The sequence below is a fragment of the Bdellovibrio sp. HM001 genome, assembly GCF_055397275.1.
The window spans coordinates 3,075,314-3,094,058 of the sequence record NZ_AP029174.1 but is presented as its reverse complement, the minus strand read 5'-3'; the positions used below and the strand labels follow the sequence as shown (position 1 = coordinate 3,094,058).

General features: G+C 50.4%; 15 protein-coding genes. 6 read left to right on the top strand and 9 right to left on the bottom strand.

Features of this window, described 5'->3' with window-relative positions:
* Window positions 1-68: 68 nt before the first annotated feature.
* From ACZ5ZZ_RS14525 to ACZ5ZZ_RS14510, 4 genes are all read right to left on the bottom strand, one after another.
* Complete coding sequence (locus tag ACZ5ZZ_RS14525) at window positions 69-4,397, bottom strand: tail fiber domain-containing protein (protein WP_464140037.1); 4,329 nt, start codon at window positions 4,395-4,397, stop codon at window positions 69-71.
* Window positions 4,398-4,474: 77 nt separating this feature from the next.
* Complete coding sequence (locus ACZ5ZZ_RS14520; protein ID WP_464118426.1) at window positions 4,475-5,365, bottom strand: EamA family transporter; 891 nt, start codon at window positions 5,363-5,365, stop codon at window positions 4,475-4,477.
* Window positions 5,366-5,374: 9 nt separating this feature from the next.
* A complete protein-coding gene (locus ACZ5ZZ_RS14515; RefSeq protein ID WP_464140036.1) occupies window positions 5,375-6,262 on the bottom strand; it encodes a pseudouridine synthase in 888 nt (295 codons plus the stop codon).
* On the bottom strand, window positions 6,217-7,266 hold the full coding sequence (locus tag ACZ5ZZ_RS14510) for a hypothetical protein (RefSeq protein WP_464140034.1): 1,050 nt from the start codon (window positions 7,264-7,266) through the stop codon (window positions 6,217-6,219). The genes ACZ5ZZ_RS14515 and ACZ5ZZ_RS14510 overlap by 46 nt, the downstream gene beginning before the upstream one ends.
* A 109-nt stretch (window positions 7,267-7,375) precedes the next feature.
* Here ACZ5ZZ_RS14510 and ACZ5ZZ_RS14505 point away from each other — a divergent pair, with 109 nt between their 5' ends.
* Window positions 7,376-7,879, top strand: a complete 504-nt coding sequence (locus tag ACZ5ZZ_RS14505) for a hypothetical protein (protein ID WP_464118423.1) — start codon at window positions 7,376-7,378, stop codon at window positions 7,877-7,879.
* Window positions 7,880-7,998: 119 nt separating this feature from the next.
* Entirely contained in the window at window positions 7,999-8,724 is a 726-nt protein-coding gene (locus tag ACZ5ZZ_RS14500; protein ID WP_464140033.1) for a DUF5020 domain-containing protein, read from the top strand.
* A 31-nt stretch (window positions 8,725-8,755) separates the two neighbouring features.
* Here ACZ5ZZ_RS14500 and ACZ5ZZ_RS14495 read toward each other — a convergent pair whose 3' ends face one another.
* The gene (locus tag ACZ5ZZ_RS14495) at window positions 8,756-8,968 is read right to left on the bottom strand and encodes a YgaP family membrane protein (RefSeq protein ID WP_464118421.1); all 213 of its coding nucleotides are present in this window, start codon (window positions 8,966-8,968) and stop codon (window positions 8,756-8,758) included.
* Between the two features lie 83 nt (window positions 8,969-9,051).
* Complete coding sequence (locus ACZ5ZZ_RS14490; protein WP_464140031.1) at window positions 9,052-10,854, bottom strand: protein-disulfide reductase DsbD family protein; 1,803 nt, start codon at window positions 10,852-10,854, stop codon at window positions 9,052-9,054.
* Between the two features lie 113 nt (window positions 10,855-10,967).
* Here ACZ5ZZ_RS14490 and motA point away from each other — a divergent pair, with 113 nt between their 5' ends.
* On the top strand, window positions 10,968-11,834 hold the full coding sequence (gene motA / locus ACZ5ZZ_RS14485) for a flagellar motor stator protein MotA (RefSeq protein WP_464140030.1): 867 nt from the start codon (window positions 10,968-10,970) through the stop codon (window positions 11,832-11,834).
* Window positions 11,835-11,943: 109 nt separating this feature from the next.
* Window positions 11,944-12,900, top strand: a complete 957-nt coding sequence (locus ACZ5ZZ_RS14480) for a flagellar motor protein MotB (protein WP_464140028.1) — start codon at window positions 11,944-11,946, stop codon at window positions 12,898-12,900.
* Here the strand turns inward: ACZ5ZZ_RS14480 and ACZ5ZZ_RS14475 are convergent.
* Complete coding sequence (locus tag ACZ5ZZ_RS14475; RefSeq protein WP_464140026.1) at window positions 12,872-13,555, bottom strand: TorF family putative porin; 684 nt, start codon at window positions 13,553-13,555, stop codon at window positions 12,872-12,874. The genes ACZ5ZZ_RS14480 and ACZ5ZZ_RS14475 overlap by 29 nt on opposite strands.
* A 109-nt stretch (window positions 13,556-13,664) precedes the next feature.
* On the opposite strand from ACZ5ZZ_RS14475, the gene ACZ5ZZ_RS14470 reads away from it, so the two are divergent.
* Window positions 13,665-14,495, top strand: coding sequence for an exonuclease domain-containing protein (locus tag ACZ5ZZ_RS14470; RefSeq protein WP_464118415.1), 831 nt, complete (start codon window positions 13,665-13,667; stop codon window positions 14,493-14,495).
* Here ACZ5ZZ_RS14470 and hflX read toward each other — a convergent pair.
* Window positions 14,492-15,961, bottom strand: a complete 1,470-nt coding sequence (hflX, locus tag ACZ5ZZ_RS14465) for a GTPase HflX (RefSeq protein WP_464140024.1) — start codon at window positions 15,959-15,961, stop codon at window positions 14,492-14,494. The two genes, ACZ5ZZ_RS14470 and hflX, sit on opposite strands and share 4 nt — an antisense overlap.
* A 102-nt stretch (window positions 15,962-16,063) precedes the next feature.
* Window positions 16,064-16,996: a signal peptidase II gene (locus ACZ5ZZ_RS14460; RefSeq protein WP_464118413.1), complete on the bottom strand. Its 933-nt coding sequence runs from the start codon at window positions 16,994-16,996 to the stop codon at window positions 16,064-16,066.
* A 300-nt stretch (window positions 16,997-17,296) separates the two neighbouring features.
* On the opposite strand from ACZ5ZZ_RS14460, the gene dacB reads away from it, so the two are divergent.
* Window positions 17,297-18,721 carry a D-alanyl-D-alanine carboxypeptidase/D-alanyl-D-alanine endopeptidase gene (gene dacB / locus ACZ5ZZ_RS14455; protein ID WP_464118412.1) on the top strand — a complete coding sequence of 475 codons (1,425 nt, stop codon included), beginning with the start codon at window positions 17,297-17,299 and terminating at the stop codon, window positions 18,719-18,721.
* Window positions 18,722-18,745: the final 24 nt, after the last annotated feature.

Here is an 18,745-nt window from a genome sequence, read left to right as displayed (position 1 = left end):
AACTTATCGGCTGTTCGGAGGATTCGAAAGAGGTAAATTATCGAATTTCTGCAAGAATTTAACGAATCTTACTTCTTTTTTTGGCAGATTTTGGCCTTTGGATTGACCTCGCAGATGGCTTCGCGCAGTTCTTGATTTTCCTGCTTTAAGGAAGCAATTTCGCGCTTCTGGGCCTGAAGCTCGGCCTGAACCCCTGAGATGGATTTATAGAGTTCCTTAAAGGCTTCGATCATCGGGCCGATTAATTTGGTATAAGCCACGGCACGGAAGCCTTTCTCATCTTTGTCGACGGCTTCCGGGAAGACTTTTTCAACATCCTGAGCGATCACACCCATGTCCTTTTTGTCGATCAGATCCAGATCGGGACGGACATCGTGACGCCAGTTGAAGGTCACACCTTTTAGAGACAGTATTTTTTGTAAGGAGTCCGGTATGATTTCGATATCCTGCTTTAATCGGGCATCGGATAAGTTTTCCCAGGCTGCGGTTCCTCCGGAAGTTCCATTGACGAACAGTTTCCGCGAACCTGTGTTGCCGCCGATATAAACGTTTCCGCTGTTGGTGACCGTGATAATGTCCGTGGTGCCTGTTGTTGGGCCTGGACGAATCCAGAAGTTGCCGCCGTCGACACCCATGAAGAATTTTTGGTTCGCATCAACTTCTTCAAAGCCGATGTATGGCGCCGTGGCGTTCTTGATGTAGAAGGGAGCCCCTGGAGTTCCTGCCATGCCGACTCCGACCCATCCAAGAGCGGAGATGCGCATTCGTTCTGTGGGAACCAACATGGAGCCCGTGCCAGAGTTTACGGCAAACACCAAATCTGCTGGAGCCGAAGTTGAAGTCCAAGTGGCAGAAGCTTCACTGTAGATATTGGCACCAAGACCCACGGTCGTTGCATCCCCATAACCGTTGTAAAGCACATTTCCCAATGTGTCGCCGCTTTGAACGGCTGCTTTTGCTGATGCGGTTCCTCGCGACTTCATCAGTTGAATACCCGGGCCGGCGGTGGCGTTTTCATTGCGCTCAAGGGCTGCGGAAGAAGCATTGTAGTTGGATCCTTGCACATGCAATCGCACGCTCGGAGAAGTTGTTCCGATTCCTAATTGTCCCCCGCTGGTGATTCGCATGCGTTCACCGTAGGATCCATTGGAGATGGTTGAGAAGGCCATATAGGCAGACTTGGCTGTGGCATAGTCGGCTTCGGCATAGGAGCTGATGGCCGTGCTATTGGAGTAAGCGGTGCCGTCCCAACCGCGCATTGCCAAGAATCCTAGTGAATCACCCGTCAACACAGGGGACTCGGCACCCGCATTGTCCCGAGCCTTGGTCAAAACAACAGCGGCTTCGGCCGTGTTGCCGACACTTTGAATGTACAGGTCATCACTGATGCCGCCGCTGCCCTTCATATGGAAGCCACGCTCGGGACTGGTTAAGGTACTTCCGATGGCAATGCCTCCGGGAACGACCAACTTCAAATCCTGAGTCGAACGCCAGTCCCCTTGGGCATTGGCATTACCCAAGCGCACGGTACTGCTTGCAGGATTGGCCACAGGCCCGATTCCCCAGTAACCAGTGCTATTCCAGTTACCAACAAACTGTGCCTGCCCCAGAGTGTTGTGATAGGAGCCGACGAATACGGCGTTGTAGTTGGCCGTAGCATCCCACTGTCCGACCTGCAGACGAGCGCCTGGATTGATCGTGTCAATTCCGACCTTTCCGTCGTTGGTGACACGCATCTTTTCGACATTGTTTGTATCAAAAATAATATGAGCGTTGGTTCCGTTGGTCACATAGAGATTTGAATTGGTGGCATCGGTATAACCGACATTGCCCAGCCAGGCGGAATCGCGGATGTATTCCATTTCCACTTTGCCGGCATCGGGTCCTGAAAGAATAAGAGCTGATTTTGTTGTGGCTGGGGCTCTGACAATCAGAGAAGCATTGGTATCCGGAGTTGTATTGATACCGACATATCCATCCTTGTGGATGGTCATACGTGTGATGTTGGTGGTTTCAAAGTTCAAAGAGAAAGCGTCGTTGGTGCCCAGTGTGGCATTGGCTGCCAGAGTATTTCCGCCATTGGCAAAGAAGCCGGCTGAAGAGAAATTCGTGCAGCCCATGATGCCTGACGCGTTGAAAGTGATCATCTGAGTTGTGCCGCACGTAAACGGAACAACCGCCGATCCCGTGCTGTTAGACACAAGCAGACGATCAGCTGTTAAGGCTGTGGTACCAGTCCCGCCCTTGCTCACTGGAACTGCAGAAGGGAAGTTGGCCGGATCCGCAGAAATTGTACCCGCAGAAACGGCGATACCAGAGCCCACTTGCACGACGCCTTTGGTTGTCGTGGTTGCATTGTCAACCGAGATCACAGGTGTGGTTGTGCCAGTGGCGACTTGAATGGGAGCAGTCCCCGTGACATTGGTCACTGTGCCGACTGTTGGAGTCGCCCACTTCAGACCCGAAGTTTGTGCAGAATCCGCGGTCAGCACCTGACCGTTTAGGCCGACGGGAAGACGGATGTTGTTGGCGCCATCACGAACCAGAACATCCCCTTTGGCCGTCAAAGGGGATAGGGCATTGAAAGCCGCCAAAGCCGTGGTCGCTCCAGTTCCGCCGTTGGCAATCGGTAACGTGCCAGTAACTTCAGAGGCCAGGTTGATGGCGGCACCATTAGTCGCAGCAGTCAAACGGCCTTGGGCATCGACGGTGATATTCGCGCGAGTGTATGCTCCAGGAGTGACCGCCGTGTTGGTCAGGGCAATGGTTCCAGTGGAGGTGATAGGACCTCCGGTCAAGCCCGTGCCTGTGGCAATGTTCGTCACAGTGCCACCGGAAGAAGTGTCTGTATCCGTGCCGCATTCCCATCGATTGTTGGCAGCAACCCATTTCAGGACCTGTCCGTCAGTACAAGCAGTATTGTTAGGGCGATAGATAAAGTATTTTCCTGCGCCATTGCCGATGTCGCCCACGTCTAATGTGACAGCGCCCGTGCGGCCGGCCACAGTGGTTACCGGAAAGGCAATGGCCTGATTGGCGGCGGCAGTCAGACGCCCTTGCGCATCGACAGTGAACGTGGCCACTTGAGTAGTGGAACCATAGGAGTTCGGAGTCACCGACGTGTTTGCCAGGGAGATCGTCCCCGTCGTGCTGATCGGGCCTCCGCTCAGGCCGGTACCGGTGGCTATATTAGTCACTGTTCCGCCGGAATTTGAATCGTTGTCGGCCGCCGGAGCCCATTTGCTTCCGTCATACTTTAAGACCTGTCCGGTGGCGAGACCGGTTGTATCCACGGGGACACCTTTAATTTTGTTCACAGATGTGGCGCCGATAGTTCCACCGACATCCCCGGCAACGGACACATTGATCGGCTGACAGGAGAATCCAGCCACAGAATTCCAGTACATGGTCTCATGCGGATTGCAGCCCGCGTTCGCCACAGCCGCACTGAATTCGGCGTCAGACATGTAGTTGTTCAAGGTCGCTGACAAGCCACTGACATCATTTTGGCTGATTGTCGATGGTGTCCATTCTGTACCAACATACTTTAAGAACTGGTTTGCGGTCGGTGCTGTCGCAGTGACGGCAACGCCCTGGATTTTTGCAACCGACGGTGAAGGGTAGTTGCCAGACAGGTCCCCACTGGCTGCCCCGATGGGGGCACGAGAGTCTGTGAAACGAGGATCATTCCCTGCTGCCACGGTTCCTGCAGTTTGGCCTATGTTCAAAGTGATCACCGGAGCTGTTGCATTGTCAGTGATGGTCAAGGCGGCGCTGCCAGAGCTGACATTGGTCACAGTACCACCATTGGCGCCAGAAATACCGGCGCAGGACAAGGTGCTGCCCGTGCGAGTCAGGAAGCTATTTGCCGGGCAGACGGGAAAGTCAGATTTTAAAAAGAAGTCATCGATGACATTGGCGCCCAGCATTTCCGCGGACTTGGCATAAGCCGCATAAGGAACTGTGCGAATTTCATTCGCCGGAGAAATCACTTTCCAGCCGGAGCCGTCATGAAACTGCACTTTGAGGAAACGAATATCACCGGAAACAGCTTGATACTTGGAGCCCCCGGCGCAGTTGTGCTCCAGGGTGTTGTTGAAGGCGTCCAGCAGTGTAAATAACGGGTCCGTCGGGAACATCTTGGTGCCGGAACCTATGGGAACATCAAAAACCCCACCGGAGTTTTGCAGGTTCACGCCATTTTTTTGCTCGCGATAGATGACGCAAGTTCCGTTGGGACTTGTGATCTCAAAAAGAAAGCTGACGTTATTGTACTCAAGACCTTTGCCATCACTGTTGATAATGCGCCCTTGATAGGTCAGAGAATTCGGAGCCGCACCGGCGATTCCGGCGCACAGAAACACGATAATTTGTATCAGGTACGCACCGCTTCTCATGCTTATCTTGTCGGTTTTTTAACAAGAAACATGAGCTTTTAGGGTCTGGATTGCACTATTAAAAGGGATCCCTGAGTTTAGCTCTGTCTCACTTTGAGAGTGGTCGTGTTGATGACGAGGGCCGCACCAATCACAAGGGCTCCAAGGATCTGAATAGGGCTCAGGGACTCTTTAAATATAACAGCTCCCATGATGGCCGCTGTGATGGGCTCTATCATCATCAGAAGGGCGACTTCGGTGCTTTTTAATTTTTGCAAAGCTGCCAATTCAAAGGTCAGAGGGATGATGGTACAGACCAAGGCCAGGCCCAGAATACTGGACGCCTGAATATTGGAAAGATTCTGAATCGCTGAAAAGTGCGGATGGTGGAAGAGCGACAAAGCCAGGGCTCCGAAAGTAATAACATAAAGAGACGAAGAAATTGGTCGGACGTTTTTCTGCAAACGGCCAGAAAGCAAAACATAGATCGCATAGCTGATCGCAGAAGCCAGTCCGGCGCCGACGGCCCAGATGTTTTTAACCTCGATATGTCCCCATAAAAGAAGTACCAGACCACTGGAAGCCGCCAGCAGACACAGGGCCTCGCGACGGGAAATCTTATCTTCCGTAAAGAAGTGTGAAAAAATATTCACCCAGAATGGATAGGTGTAAAGCAAGAGTGCTGCCAGCGTGACACTGAGGCCTTGTACAGCCGTGAAATACAAAGTGGAAAAGAAGGCGTAACCGAAGATTCCCAGCAAGGCGGCGATCACGGTCTGGCGCAAGGTCAGGCGAACCCATGAGGGGCGGAACAACAGCAGGCCGATCCACATCAGAACTGCCGCCAAAGTGAAACGATAGGAAAGTACTTCGCCGACTGAAAGGCCGGAATCAAAACCCCATTTTCCGAACACTCCTAAAAAACCAAAACCCACGCTCGCCAGGGATATTTCAATAGTTCCGCGAAGACGTGGGTTCATGTTTTTCATAGGCAGGGATTATTTAACTCGTTGGCCGTTTTTATATTTGCTTGGTTTTTTCTGAGTCTTCACTTTGGAAGCCGGTTTGGCCGTCTTCTTGATGGAAGTCGCGCGTCCTTTATAGGTGCGTTTTGTTTTTACTTCTTCCGGATCGTCGGCAAGGAAGACACGTTGAGCGGCCGCTTCGTTCAAGTAGGCCAGTTCGCCGGTTTTAATGGCACCCATACGCAGACGGCCGATAGCCACGCGCTGAAGTCTCATCACATCAAAACCGATTTTAGCAAACATCTGACGGATCTGACGGTTCTTACCCTCAGTGATTACGATTTTGTACCATTCGTACTTTTCAGATTTGTTATCGCCAGTTTTTTTGACTTTTTCAATGTGGCGGGCCGACACGCGACCGCCCACGATGGAAACACCTTTGCGCAGTTTATCCAATTGCGCGGGTTCGGGTTTGCCGCTGAGTTTGACCAGATAAGTCTTGGTTACTTCGGCCTTTGGATGCATCACCTTGTTGGCGAAATCACCATCATTGGTCAAAAGCAGCATTCCTTCAGAGTCCCAGTCCAGACGCCCCACCGGGAACACACGTACTGGAATGTCAGCCAGATATTCGGCCACTGTCGGACGATCCAAAGGATCTTCCATTGTCGTTAACACGCCTGTGGGTTTGTTCAGAATGGCATAGATTTTCTGAGTCAGAGGTTTGCGCAAAGGTTTGCCGTCAACCAGAATACGGTCATTTTGCGGATCTACTTTGACACCCAACTCGTAAACGCGCTTACCGTTTACAGTCACTTGTCCCTCTTCGATCATGCGGTCTGCATGACGACGGGATGCCAAGCCACTGTCAGCAATTAGTTTATTAAGTCGAACTCTTTCAGAGGAGTTATTTTCAGACATTCTTCATCGGCCTCGGGTAATTGTTGAGTGATCAATATATCACTACTGAGGCCGGAAGAGGAGATATTCTTGCGGTTGTACTCGGCGATGGCATGGCGGAGGTCACGAGCCAGCAGAGTCATGAGTTTGTCTCCCAAAAAGACGTTATCCACGGCTGTTTCAGCCTTGGAAAGAACAATAGAGGACCATTTCAGGGCTTCAGAGTCACCCTGTTGGATAAGAGCACAGGTTCTTTCCAGTTGGCTGACCAGATCCTGATAATAAGGATCGGTACGGCGATCGACAAAGAACTGCTCCAGGCGTTTGATCGGGAACAAAAGACGGGTTTGTTCCTGCAAAGGCTCATTTTTCATCTCAAGCAGCTTTTGGAAAACGTAGCCGCGCAAAAGAGACCCCGTCACCTTGTCATTCACGACGCGGAACTGGGCGGTGATGTAGGGGGCCACCTCAATTTTGTGGGTATGCTGGGAGCTGAGTTCCAATTCAGACGTATAGTAAAGCACCAGATCCTTGCGCAAAGGCTCCAAAAGCCCGTTGCGGATTGTGAACTTGCGATCAAAAGTACGGACTTCCAGGGATTTGTCTTCGCGAAGGATGATCGCCACGGCCCGTTTGTTCTGATCTGGCAGGATACGGAACTTCTCACCTTCGGCGCATTGGGTCTTAATATATGAACTCACTGCGTCAATAAGGTCGGAGAAATGTTCAATCTCAATAAGTTGAACCGTTTGCGGGAAGCGAATCGGGGATAGGTCAAACTTCTGCTGATAAAAGCCATTGAAGTTTTCCAAAAGAAACTGAACTTCATGGCCCAATTGCTGCTTATTGGACGCCCAGTGCGGGTAGTCCATGCAGTAATTGAAGAACATTTCGATCAGTTCCGGAGTCAAAACGTCATCAGGATGAGGGAAACCACGAAGGAAATTGAAAAAAGACAGACGCGTCGGAGTGTTCTGCGGATTTAAATCAGAAACAAACTTCAAAAGCTGTCCAACTTTTAGCATTTTTCCCCTCTCTGCATGTCGGCCCTAAAGTATGAACATTTGAATTTTTAGTCCAGAGAAAATATACTGGAAAGGCAGAATTTTTTAAGTCCTACGGAGGGGCCCGATTATGCATAAAGAATTGAATCCAGAATTGTTTGGGGAAAAGAAAGTGGCCAAGAGTTCCGCTATGGACAGCGTTTCTGCCATGGGGACAGCCCCGAACAGCTACTTGAATACGGACCGGCAGATTTTTGAACTGAAAGCCCAAAACCAGGCGTTGGCAGAACAGTTGAACAAGGTCGTTGCGACCGTGAATGAACTGATCAAAACATCCAACATCAAGTTTGAAAAACAGCACCACATGCTGAACCGCCTGGAGCAAAGCCACAACGGGCTTGCCACAGAAGCCGGCCAAAAGATCACTCAGCTCAGCCAGCGTGTGAACGAACGCAAAAGCTTGGATCTGAAAGTTCAGGAAATGGTGGATCGTCATAATAACGTTATCAAAAGCTTTGAAGTTCGCATGAACCATCTGCAAAAGCTTCTCGCGGAAAAAGAAGCTCAGATGATCGCAAGCCAAGCGGCTTTGAATGAAGCCAAAATGGAAATCTCCCGCTTGAAGCGTCTGTAAGATCCGAATCCTTCGCGGGCGGACCGTTGTCGGCGCTGCCCGCTACTGAACAGTACTTCCGCATAGAAAACTGAATGCGAGTTGTTTTGAGTTCGTCGAGATATCTAACCTATTTCGACATGCTTAAAAACATAATCACTCTTCTGACGCTTTTTCTTTCCATCACAACTCAGGCCGCCAATTGGTCTCAGACCAATGTGCAGTTCCTTCACGGTGATTCGTACAAGAAACCCGGGGACACGTCCTACTCAGCCACCGTCGTGACATTTGAACATCTGAGTCAGTGGGACTACGGTTCCAACTTCTTTTTCTTCGACATCACCAGTCCCGACACGAAAAGCAGCACGTCTTATTATGGTGAATTCTCACCCGCATTTAGTCTGAGCAAGATGGGGGCCTTCACGCCACCGGAGTCCTTCCTGAAAGATGTTCTGTTGCAGCTAAACTTCGAGATCCCGCAGGGACCCGCGCGCCGGGTAAATTTGGCCGGCGTGACCTTGGAATGGAAAGATGTGGGCTTTGACTATCTGGCCACTCAGTTTCTATATCGGGATGTTATGGGCATTGACGGGCATACGGGGCAATTGACCGTGGCATGGTTAAAGCGTGCCGGTGGGGATTGGCTGCCGCTGGAGTTTTCTGGCTTCTTGGATTGGGCCGGGGTTGAAGGCACTTTGAAGGACAACGTGCACATTCAGGCAAACTTCCTGTACGACCTGAGTCGCAAGACAGCCCAAAAGGTGCCATTGAAAGCTGGTTTGGAATACAAATACTGGAGCAATAAGTATGGCGTCGATGGCCTGACTGAAAATGTCCCCCAGGCCAAGGTGCTTTGGATTTTTTAGAAAAGCGGGTGCTGGAAACCCAGCACCGAGCTTACATTTTCATGACTTTTTTATATCGACAGGTGTTCAGTCCAAAAATCTGATAAGCGGGGCACCAGCCGACCAAACCTGTGACTAAGGGGATTGCTCCCAGCAGGAACCACGGATTTGCGGGGCCCACAAAAGCAAGACTGACCAATACAAGCCCGACGACGATTCTTAAAGTTCTATCTAATGAGCCTTCGTTTTTTTGAAAGACAGACATAAAGGCCTCCTTTTATAGGACAATTATATCCCCAAAGAGACCTGTTCGAATATGATCCAGGACATAAAACCCCGGTTGAAAGTCTATTGAGACGCTTTTTCCATGCGTTTGATGAATTCCGGCGCCTTTTCAAACTGGGTCAATGTCAGAGCGTCAATCCACATACCGTGAGCATTGATAAAGACAACCGTTGGGAGTCCTTGGATATTGTACTTTTTCTTAAGCTCTTTGAGTTCTGCCGAATCTTTTGTGGCATCGAACTTCAACATGACGAACTTTTCTGAAAGTGCCCGGATTCGAGGATCTGTGAAAGTGTGTTCTTCCAGTTCGTGGCAAGCAGCACACCAGTCAGCCCAGAAATCAATGATCACGGGTTTTTGATCCTTGGCAGCCTGAAGCAGCAGGGCCTCAGAATAGGGTTGCCAGTTCATTTTCTGTATCTGATTGATGCTGGCGGTTCCCATCATCTGACTGCGTATGTAGGGACGCAGATCAAACGTTGCAATCACCATGTATCCGATACCCACGATTAAAACGGATTGCATCAGACCCTTTTGAATGTGTTGCAATGTGGATTTTCCCGCTGCTGGCAGGAAAGCTCCGTAGACACTGGCCAGAATGATCAATCCAACAGCCAGGGCGCCATCGAACCAACGATCCGGCAACAGCAGCTCCAGATAGTAATAGAAGGCCGACAACATCAGTGTGCCCAGAATGAATTTAAAGGCATTCATCCACGTGCCGGATCTTGGCAAGGCTTTCGCCAACTGATTGAAAAGTCCCAGTGCGATAAAGATCAAACCTAATCCCAAGGCATAAACGAACAGGTAAATGAATCCAAGAGTCTTGTTTTGTGTAGAGGCCACGTAAGTCAGAATCGCCACCAGCACCGGCCCCACACAAGGGCTTGCCACGATACCGGCGAACAAACCTGTCAGATAGACGCCTACAATTCCTTTTTTCTGGGTCCCACGTCCAAACTTATTGCGCAGGAATGCTGGCACTTGCAGATCATAAAGACCGTACATGGAAAGCGCCATTGCCAGGAAGATTGCACAGATAACGGAAAGCACATAAGGATTGCCCAGGCTGGCACCAAAGATGCCACCGCTGGAAGCTGCAATCAGTCCAAGAATAGAATAGGTCGTCGCAATCCCCAGAACATAGATACAACTGGTGAAAAAGTTTTGCAGACGTGTGCGTTCGTTCGAATGATTTCCCAACACGGCCAGGGTGATTGGAATCATTGGGAAGATGCATGGAGTGAAGCTGGTAAAGATTCCGGCCAAGAATACAAAGATCAGCCCGGCAAACATACTGGAGCCAAGATACTTCTGGAAGTTATCAATGCTAAAGAAGGATGTCGGTGCAACCGTGGGTTGCACATCGGCTTCCATGATCTGCGATTCGCCTTCGACCTGGGTGACTGTTATGGGGACCTCAAGAGTTTTTACTGTCGGGAACAGGCAGAACTGATCCGAGCAGGCCTGATAGGTCAGCTCCAACTTCATTTTTGTATGACGCTTCAGAAAACGATTCGGAGCTTCTATGTGCGCTGTCAGTGTGGCTTCGTTTTCAATTCCCGAGCGCATTCTTTTTGAGAACTTATCATTCCAGGTGATCACCGGTTCAATTTTGAAAGGAGCCACCTTGAAACCATCCGGTTCCAGAATCACCACGCTGAATTTGTCTTCATAGGCGTGGTAACCCGCAGGAAGTTTCATTTTGATTTCAATGTTTCCGCCCTGGCCGGGGTTCCACTCATAGGGGAAGACTTTGGTCTCTGCCAAAAGAGGATCCGTGTCGTTCGGATCTGCAGCCCAGGACTTAGGACTTGCGAATAAAGAAAGAGCGAGAACTAAAACGTAAAACAGGCTGAATCTCATGTTTTTCCTCTTGGCCCGTCATAGTCCGTCTCCAGACTATGGGCAAGTTTATTTGCGACTGCCTCAATATTAACACAGTTCACTCCGATAGAGAAACTGAGAGGTCATAACTTATGGGTTTTGTAGGTATTATCGTCGTATTTGTGATGGTCTTCGGGGGCTTCCTGCTCGCAGGTGGTCATATGTCCGTGATCCTCAAGGCGGCTCCGCTCGAATTGATGATTATCGGGGGCGCGGCTTTGGGAGCGTACATCATTGCCAACCCGATGAAGATTATCAAAGCCGGTTTCAAGATGAGTATCAAAGCCATGACGGCCAAGGGACCTCAGAAACAGGATTATGTCGAATTGTTGCAGATGATGTTCCAGCTTTTCCAGGCGTTCCGTAAAGAGGGACCTCAGGGAATTGAGAAACACATCGAGGAGCCGGAGAAGAGTGACATCTTCAAGGCTTATCCAAGTTTCATGCACAATCACCACGCGGTTCACTTCCTTTGCGACACGATGAAAATCACGTTGTCAGCAGAGATGTCACCGTATGATGTCGATGACCTTTTGGATGCGGACATCAAAGCGATTCACCACGAAGAACACATGGCGGTTCACGCCGTGCAGACGGTGGCCGATGGTTTCCCGGGTCTGGGGATCGTTGCCGCGGTTTTGGGTATCGTAAAAACGATGGGACACTTGACCGAAGGGGTTGAAAAGATCGGTGCCTTGGTTGCCGGCGCCCTGGTTGGAACGATGTTGGGGGTTTTCGGAGCTTACGGTCTGATTGGTCCGACAGCGACGAAAATGGGTGCAGACATCGATGCGGAAGGCCGCTACCTGTCTTGTATCAAAGCCGCAATGGTGGCTTTGCAAAGAGGTGCGCCACCAATTGTTTGTGTGGAATATGCCCGTCGTTCGATCATGCCAGAAGAAAGACCTTCTTTTGAAGAGATCGACAAGGCAACAAAAGAAATTAAGAAAGCTGCGTAATCGGCCCCGCCGAGGAAGTGAAGCGGGCACTGCCCGCGCAACTGGACTGGGTCGGCTCCGCCGAGGATGTGGAGGGGCGCAGGCCCCGCAACTGGACTGGAACTAAACTATGGCAGAAAAAAAACAGACGATAGTCATCAAGAAAATTATCGTATCGGGCGGTGGTCACCACGGGGGTTCCTGGAAGGTGGCCTTGGCCGATTTTATGACTGCCTTGATGGCCTTCTTCCTGGTGATGTGGCTGGTGGGCCAGTCTGAAGAAACCAAAAAAGCGGTTTCTGATTATTTCTCCACACCGTCTGTTATTGAATATAACTTCCAGAATTTTGGTGCAGAGATCACTCTTGAAAAGTTGTTCCTGGATATTTTGAACGAGCCTCTGAAGGCTTTCCAAAGTTTCATGGAGCCGGCGGATAAGACTCCGAACCTTCTGGACATGGGCTCCACCAAAGTGGTGGCGGCTTATCTGGCAGATCAGATGAACGATGTGGCTAAGAATGTCACCGTGACCCCTGAAGGCTATGACTTTGATATTCCTGACTACATGTTGTTTGAGCGCGGTTCGGCAACACCGAACGCCAACTTCGTGAAGGTGATGGATAAAATCAAAGGCATCACGACAGGTCTGAAGGACGCTGATATCAAGCTGACTTCCGGCATGTTTGTGCAGGCCGTTCCTGATGGCAGCGCAATGACGGCGAACAAAGTCGCGGCAGAGCGCTATGATATTGTTCGCAACAAGATCCTGGCTTCTTTGGAAAATAACACCGTGGATGTTTCTGGCGGCATTAACGTCAAAGAAAAACGCGGTGAAGTGGACCCGGCCAAACTGGTGGGCTTCATTCGTGTGAAGATCGCGCAAAAGGAAATCACAGCCGATGGCAGAAAGCCACGCAAGCTGGACACTCTCTTTGGGCCTTCACGTGTGGATATGTCTGTGTATGACAACTTCGTGAATCAGATCAGCAACCGCAAAAAAGCGGAAAAGCCGGATCTAAAACAACAGGTTGATCAGGATCTTAAGGAAGAAGCAGGCTTCACAGCTCCGTCTTCGCAGACAGAATAAAGAAGTAATCTCCAGCGCCGTTAAACTGAGAGCTTTCACTGGTTCCGGTGAGAGCTCCCTCAAAGAAGATCACACCCCATTTTCGTCCTAACCCTGTGCGGGCATCGAAGTAAGGATTGATGGAATCCACGTCGGGTGTGTTGTAACCAATCTCGTTATCCCATTTCCAGTTTCCAAAGACATCCATGGTGTTGCCGAAAGCAAAACGGGCCGAGCGCTCTTTGCTGGCCTCCCAGTTTGAAAGAGCATCATACATGATGCGTGATTTCCATAGATGCAGGTGCAGGCTCAGGATGTTTCCGTTGTGATCGCCACCATTATAGAACTGGCTTTCGCTGTACCCGATGATCATGTTGGTGTTCGGGGAAAAATCCACTTTGATGTCGGCATTCAGGCGCAGATTAAAATGATCGTCGCCGCGATCATAGTTGGTGTTGGAACCCCAGACTCCCAGACGAAACTGTGAGCCAAAGTTAAACCAGAATGAGCCCTGCAGGGCCGGCGAGTGATCTGACTGCGACAGTCCGTATTCCACATAATGGGAAAGCAGACTCACGTCTCCAGAAAGATCGAAAGTGGGGGATGTGCTGGCTTCAGAGCGGAGGGCCCCTAAAGTGCTCAACAGAATAATGGTAAAAGCAATGTATCTTCGCATAGATAGTTCGTCTCATTGTGACTTAAAGAGCTGAGAAAAACAAAGTTTTCGCAGGTATCCTGCAACGGGAACTGGACCAAAAGCCCAAGGACGGGTAGATTGGCCCGCTATGAACCTGGATTTGCCACTAAACGAATACACCTATGTTGCCTTTGATACCGAAACCAGCGGAGCTTATCCGATCGGATTTGACGTGGTCGAGTTCGGGGCCGTGAAGTGGTACAAGGGGGAAGAAGTCGGGCGCTTGCAGTTTTTGTTCAAACCGCGCGAACTGATGAGTGACTTTATCATCGGCATCCACGGCATCACCAATGAGATGGTAAAGGATGCCCCTTTAATCTCTGAAAAAATCCAGGAGATCCACGAATTCTTCAAGGGTGCTGTGGTGATGGCACACCATGCCCCTTTTGATCTGGGATTCATGGCCATTGATTTTGAAAAGGCTTTTCTGCCTGTTTTGACTGAGCCTGCTTTGTGCACCAGTCTGCTGTCCAGAAAGTGGATTCACGGCGTGGACAATCACAAGCTGCAAACCTTGGTGAAGCACCTGGGAATTGATGGCGGTCAAGCGCACCGGGCTTACGACGATGCTAAGGCCTGCCTGCATGTGGGACTGGCTTGTTTTGCCAAGATGCCACCGGAAATGACTTTGGCCGGAGCCATCAAAAGTCAGGGGAAGAACCTGCAATGGAAAGACTATTCCATCAATGCGCTGACGGCGGCGCCGATCAAAACGCTGATCGATGCTATTCAGACCAAAAAAGATGTCGATATGTCCTATGAAGGTGGATCCAACAAAGGTGAAACCCGCCGGGTCACACCGATTGGCATCGTTCGCAATCCCGATGGCGACTATCTGTACGCCTTCTGCCATAAAGATCAGTCGCATAAAAGATACTATTTAAATCGTATCAGTGATGCCCAGGTGATCTGGATTTAGTCTTCGTCGATATTCCAGCTAAGTTTGCTTTTCTTTTTGGACTTGTTTGGGGTCAGGTCAAAGCGCTCTTTCATTTGTTCCAGATCCTGTTTGTGGGCGCGGATCTTCAGCACAACGCCATTGCCTTCATAGTTTTCTGAAAGCACGCGCATTTTGCTGCGGATTTCGCCGATGGCCCCTTGAGTTGTGTAAGGAATCAGGACGTCTTCCTCGATCATCTCTTCTTCAAAGTGTTTGACCAGTTTGGCATGCAAAGCGGCCACATCGTCAGGGTTCTTTGCAGACATGAAGTGAGCAGTTGGGAATTCTTTTGCCAACTCGGCTTCTTGTTCCGGCGTCAGGCGATCGCGTTTATTGAAAATCAGGAAACTTGGCAGATCGGCCGCACCGACTTCGGCCAAAACCGTGCGCGTGACTTCCAGCTGGGATCGGAACGTCGGATCAGAGCAGTCCACAGTGTAAAGTAAAAGCGAAGCATTGGCCGCTTCGTCCAAAGTGGATTTGAACGAGGCCACCAGATCGTGCGGAAGTTTTTTGATAAAACCAACGGTGTCGGAAACCAGAATACGGGGACGGGTCTCTGGATAAAGAACACGGACCGTGGTGTCCAGGGTCGCAAACAGTTTGTCGGCGACAAGAACATCACTGCCAGTCAGAGCACGCATTAAAGAGGACTTTCCAGCGTTGGTATAACCCACCAAAGCCACGGAAATTTCCTGATCACGACGTGCGCGGCGCTGATCCAGTTCCTGTGATACGGCGGCCAGCTCTTGTTTCAGTTCTTTGATGCGGTCACGGATTTTACGGCGATCCAATTCGATGCTGGTTTCCCCGGCCCCTTTACCGCCACCTCCCTGACGATCATCATCCCCTAAAGCCTCGCGCATGCGCGGGGCTACGTATTTTAAACGAGCAATTTCCACCTGGGAACGGGCCGCTTTGGTTCTGGCGTGACGACTGAAGATCTCAATGATCACACCCGTGCGATCCAAAACCTTGGCACTGGTGGCGCTTTCAACAAGCTTTAATTGGGAAGGCGAAAGGTCACAGTCAAAGACCACAACTTCGGCCGTTTCTTTGGGAGCTGAGTCAGCAGAAGCATCCAGATCCTCTGCTCCTTGTTCGACATCAAAGACCTCTTCGACGTTGTCTCCGAAAAGATCATCGTCTTCGTCCTCTTTGTTTTTGCTGAACTTCAGGGCGGCCTTGTGTTTCTTCTTCACAAAAGACGGCGCCACTTTTCCAGTGCCACCGGTCCATTCTGCCAGTTCCATCAGTTTTCCATCCCCAAGGACTGTTGCTGTCTTCGTGGACGTACGACGCTGGGACATTTGGCCGACAACCTCATAGCCCAAAGTGGTGACCAGACGGGAAAGCTCCGTCAAGGACTCTTGGGTCTCTTCATAAGTGGTGCGAGGGGTTTGGATGCCGACAAGGACTGCCTTCAGAGGTTTTGTTTCGTTCATGGCGAACGGTATAGCACAGGCCCATGGAAAAGCCAGCGAAACCCCTGAAATTATTCAGGGTTCAAAGATGAGTTCGGGTCGGAGTGTAACAAATACCTGGGCTTATTCGCTTTCAGAGTACTCGATGACGTTGACGGTGCGCTCTTTTTTGATCTGGTGCAGGCGTTTGTTGACCTCTTCCGCCAATTCTTCCAGATGCTTGAACTCGTCACCGGCGCGCAATTTTAGATTGGCGTTGGCTTTTCCTTCCAGGGCTTCATTCAGGAACCTTTCAAATGCATACAAAGGCCCTGCGATACGGTGGGAGATCAGGCGACCGACCGCGAACAGGATCGCGCAGAAAGCGACAGAGATAATCAGGAACGTGATTACAAACGGCACCAGAAACTTGTTCAGCAGAAAAGCATTATTTCCGACCAGCTCCTGAATCGTTACGCGCATATAGGTGTAGGAAAACACCGAGCAAATCAAAGTCAGACTTAAACCCACGCCCATCAGAATGAAGCAGTATTTCAGCTGGAAAGGCATATTCACCCAGTACTGCTTGCGCACGTTATTTTCCGGCCACAGCAGTTCTCCCTCACGAATGATCGCATAGACGATCAATCCATAGCCCAGCCATTGCAAGGCATCGGCGATGTTAAAGGCTGGACTGGACAGGGACGGAGTTCCCAGGACAATGAAGTCGACCACGTAACCCCAGACGATGCGGTCGGTGACATTCCCGATGATCCCGCCAATCAAGATGGACAAACCCGAACGCAGCGTCAGGGACTTGATCGGCAGCAGATACTGAATCAAGGCGTAGGTCGCTAGCAGGAAAGCACCGCCGGTGGATAAAGACACAATACGCAGAACGGACGGAAGGTCTGAAAACAGTCCCAACATCGCACCGTGATTGTGGTGCAGAACGAAGTGCACCGGACCGAAGGATTTAATCTGGGTGATGCCAGTGGCCCATACTTTTGTGATGCGGTCCAAAGACCACGTCGCTAGAAGAGGAAGAATCACAATTAGCCATTCGCGTTTTTTCATGCACTTCAGTCTAACAATTCACACAAGGACTTGCGAACGAAAAAACCTCTCATTACCATCGTCTAGAAAGCGGGTGAAAAAGGTCCATCCGACTGCGTTGTGCTGCGGGCTCCTGCCCTTGCCCTATCGGGCTGGCGCGCAAGAATAGCATCCTGCTATTCTTGTCGGGACGCCTTCTCACTTCGACGTGCCACGGGCACGCCTGCGTTGCGAGGGCATCCCTCCGCCTTGCGGCTGAACCTTTTTGACCCGCTTTCTTTTGCTTCTGAGCTGGCTTTTCTCATTGGGATTGGAGACTTCGTGAGATTTCTTTTGAATGTTTGTTTGATTGTTTTTGTAGCAGTTTCGGCGCGGGCCGATGAGAAGTTTGGGGATGTTCAGAGAGAGTTTGAGGCTTTGGCTAAGAAGTATGGGGTGAGTACCAAGGATGTTGGTATCTATGCGACCATTGGTGAGGGGGAGGAGCTGAAGACTTTGCTGGACGTGAATGGTCAGAAGGTGATGATTCCGGCCTCTATTTCCAAGGTGGCGACGGCTTCGGCGGTTTTGGCGTCTTTTCCTCCGGGGTACAAGTTCAAAACTCAGTTGCTGACCACAGGGGATGTCAAAAATGGCACCTTGAAAGGGAATATCTATCTGAAAGGCGGCGGGGATCCGTCGTTTGTTTCTGAAAATATGTGGTTCCTGGTGAACGCGTTCACACGTGCGAAAATCAAGAAGATCGAAGGGGACATTGTCGTTGATGATTCTCTGTTTGATAAGATTCGCTACGACATGAGCCGCCAAAAAGAGCGGGTGGATCGCGCCTATGATGCGCCAGTCGGGGCGATGAGCTTTAACTGGAACTCCGTGAATATTTTCGTTCGTCCCAACGGTGTGGGAAATGGGGCGGATGTTTCCATTGATCCTGAAAATGATTACATCCGTCTGGTGAACAAAGCCAAGACTGTCGCGGGTTCGGCGAACAAACTTCTGGCGGATCGTCAGGAGGACAAAAAGTTCGATGGCGATGTGATTCATGTCGGCGGCAGCATCGGGCAGGGCCTGAAAGAGGTTGTTGTCTTTAAGAACATCACGCAGCCCGACCTTTGGGCAGGCTACAATTTGAAATCTTTTCTGGCACAGCGGGGAATTCAACTCACCGGAAACATCAAAAATGGTGTCACACCAGAGAAGGCTGAACTGGTTGCCGAATCAGAAAGCAAGGCGATCGAAGCCATCGTGGCTGACATGAACAAGTTCTCCAACAACTATGTGGCAGAGATGCTGACAAAGAATATGGGGGCCGTGAAAAAAACAAAGGGTGCTTCATTGGCAGATGGCGTGGCTGTTTTGAATGAGCACATGCAAAGTCTGGGTGTGCCGGCGGATCAGTATCATTTGCAGTCGCCGTCGGGTTTGACTCGCGATAACAAAATGTCATCGTTCGCTATGTGGAAGGTCCTGCAGCATTTACGCAACGACTTCCGAGTCCAGCCGGAGTTCCTGACCTCCTTGCCGATCGCAGGGGTTGATGGCACGCTGAAGAAGCGCATGAAAAACTCTCCGGCCGAACGCTGGGTGCGTGCGAAAACGGGATTCCTGACTGGCGTTGTCTCCTTGGCGGGTTATGCGGGTTTGGAGGACGGTCGAGTTGTGACTTTCTCTTTCGTTTACAATGGTTCTACGGATGAGACGAAGATTCGTTCGTTTTTTGATAATTTACTTATCTATCTTGTAAAATAAGCCGAATAAAACTGTGGAAGGTGG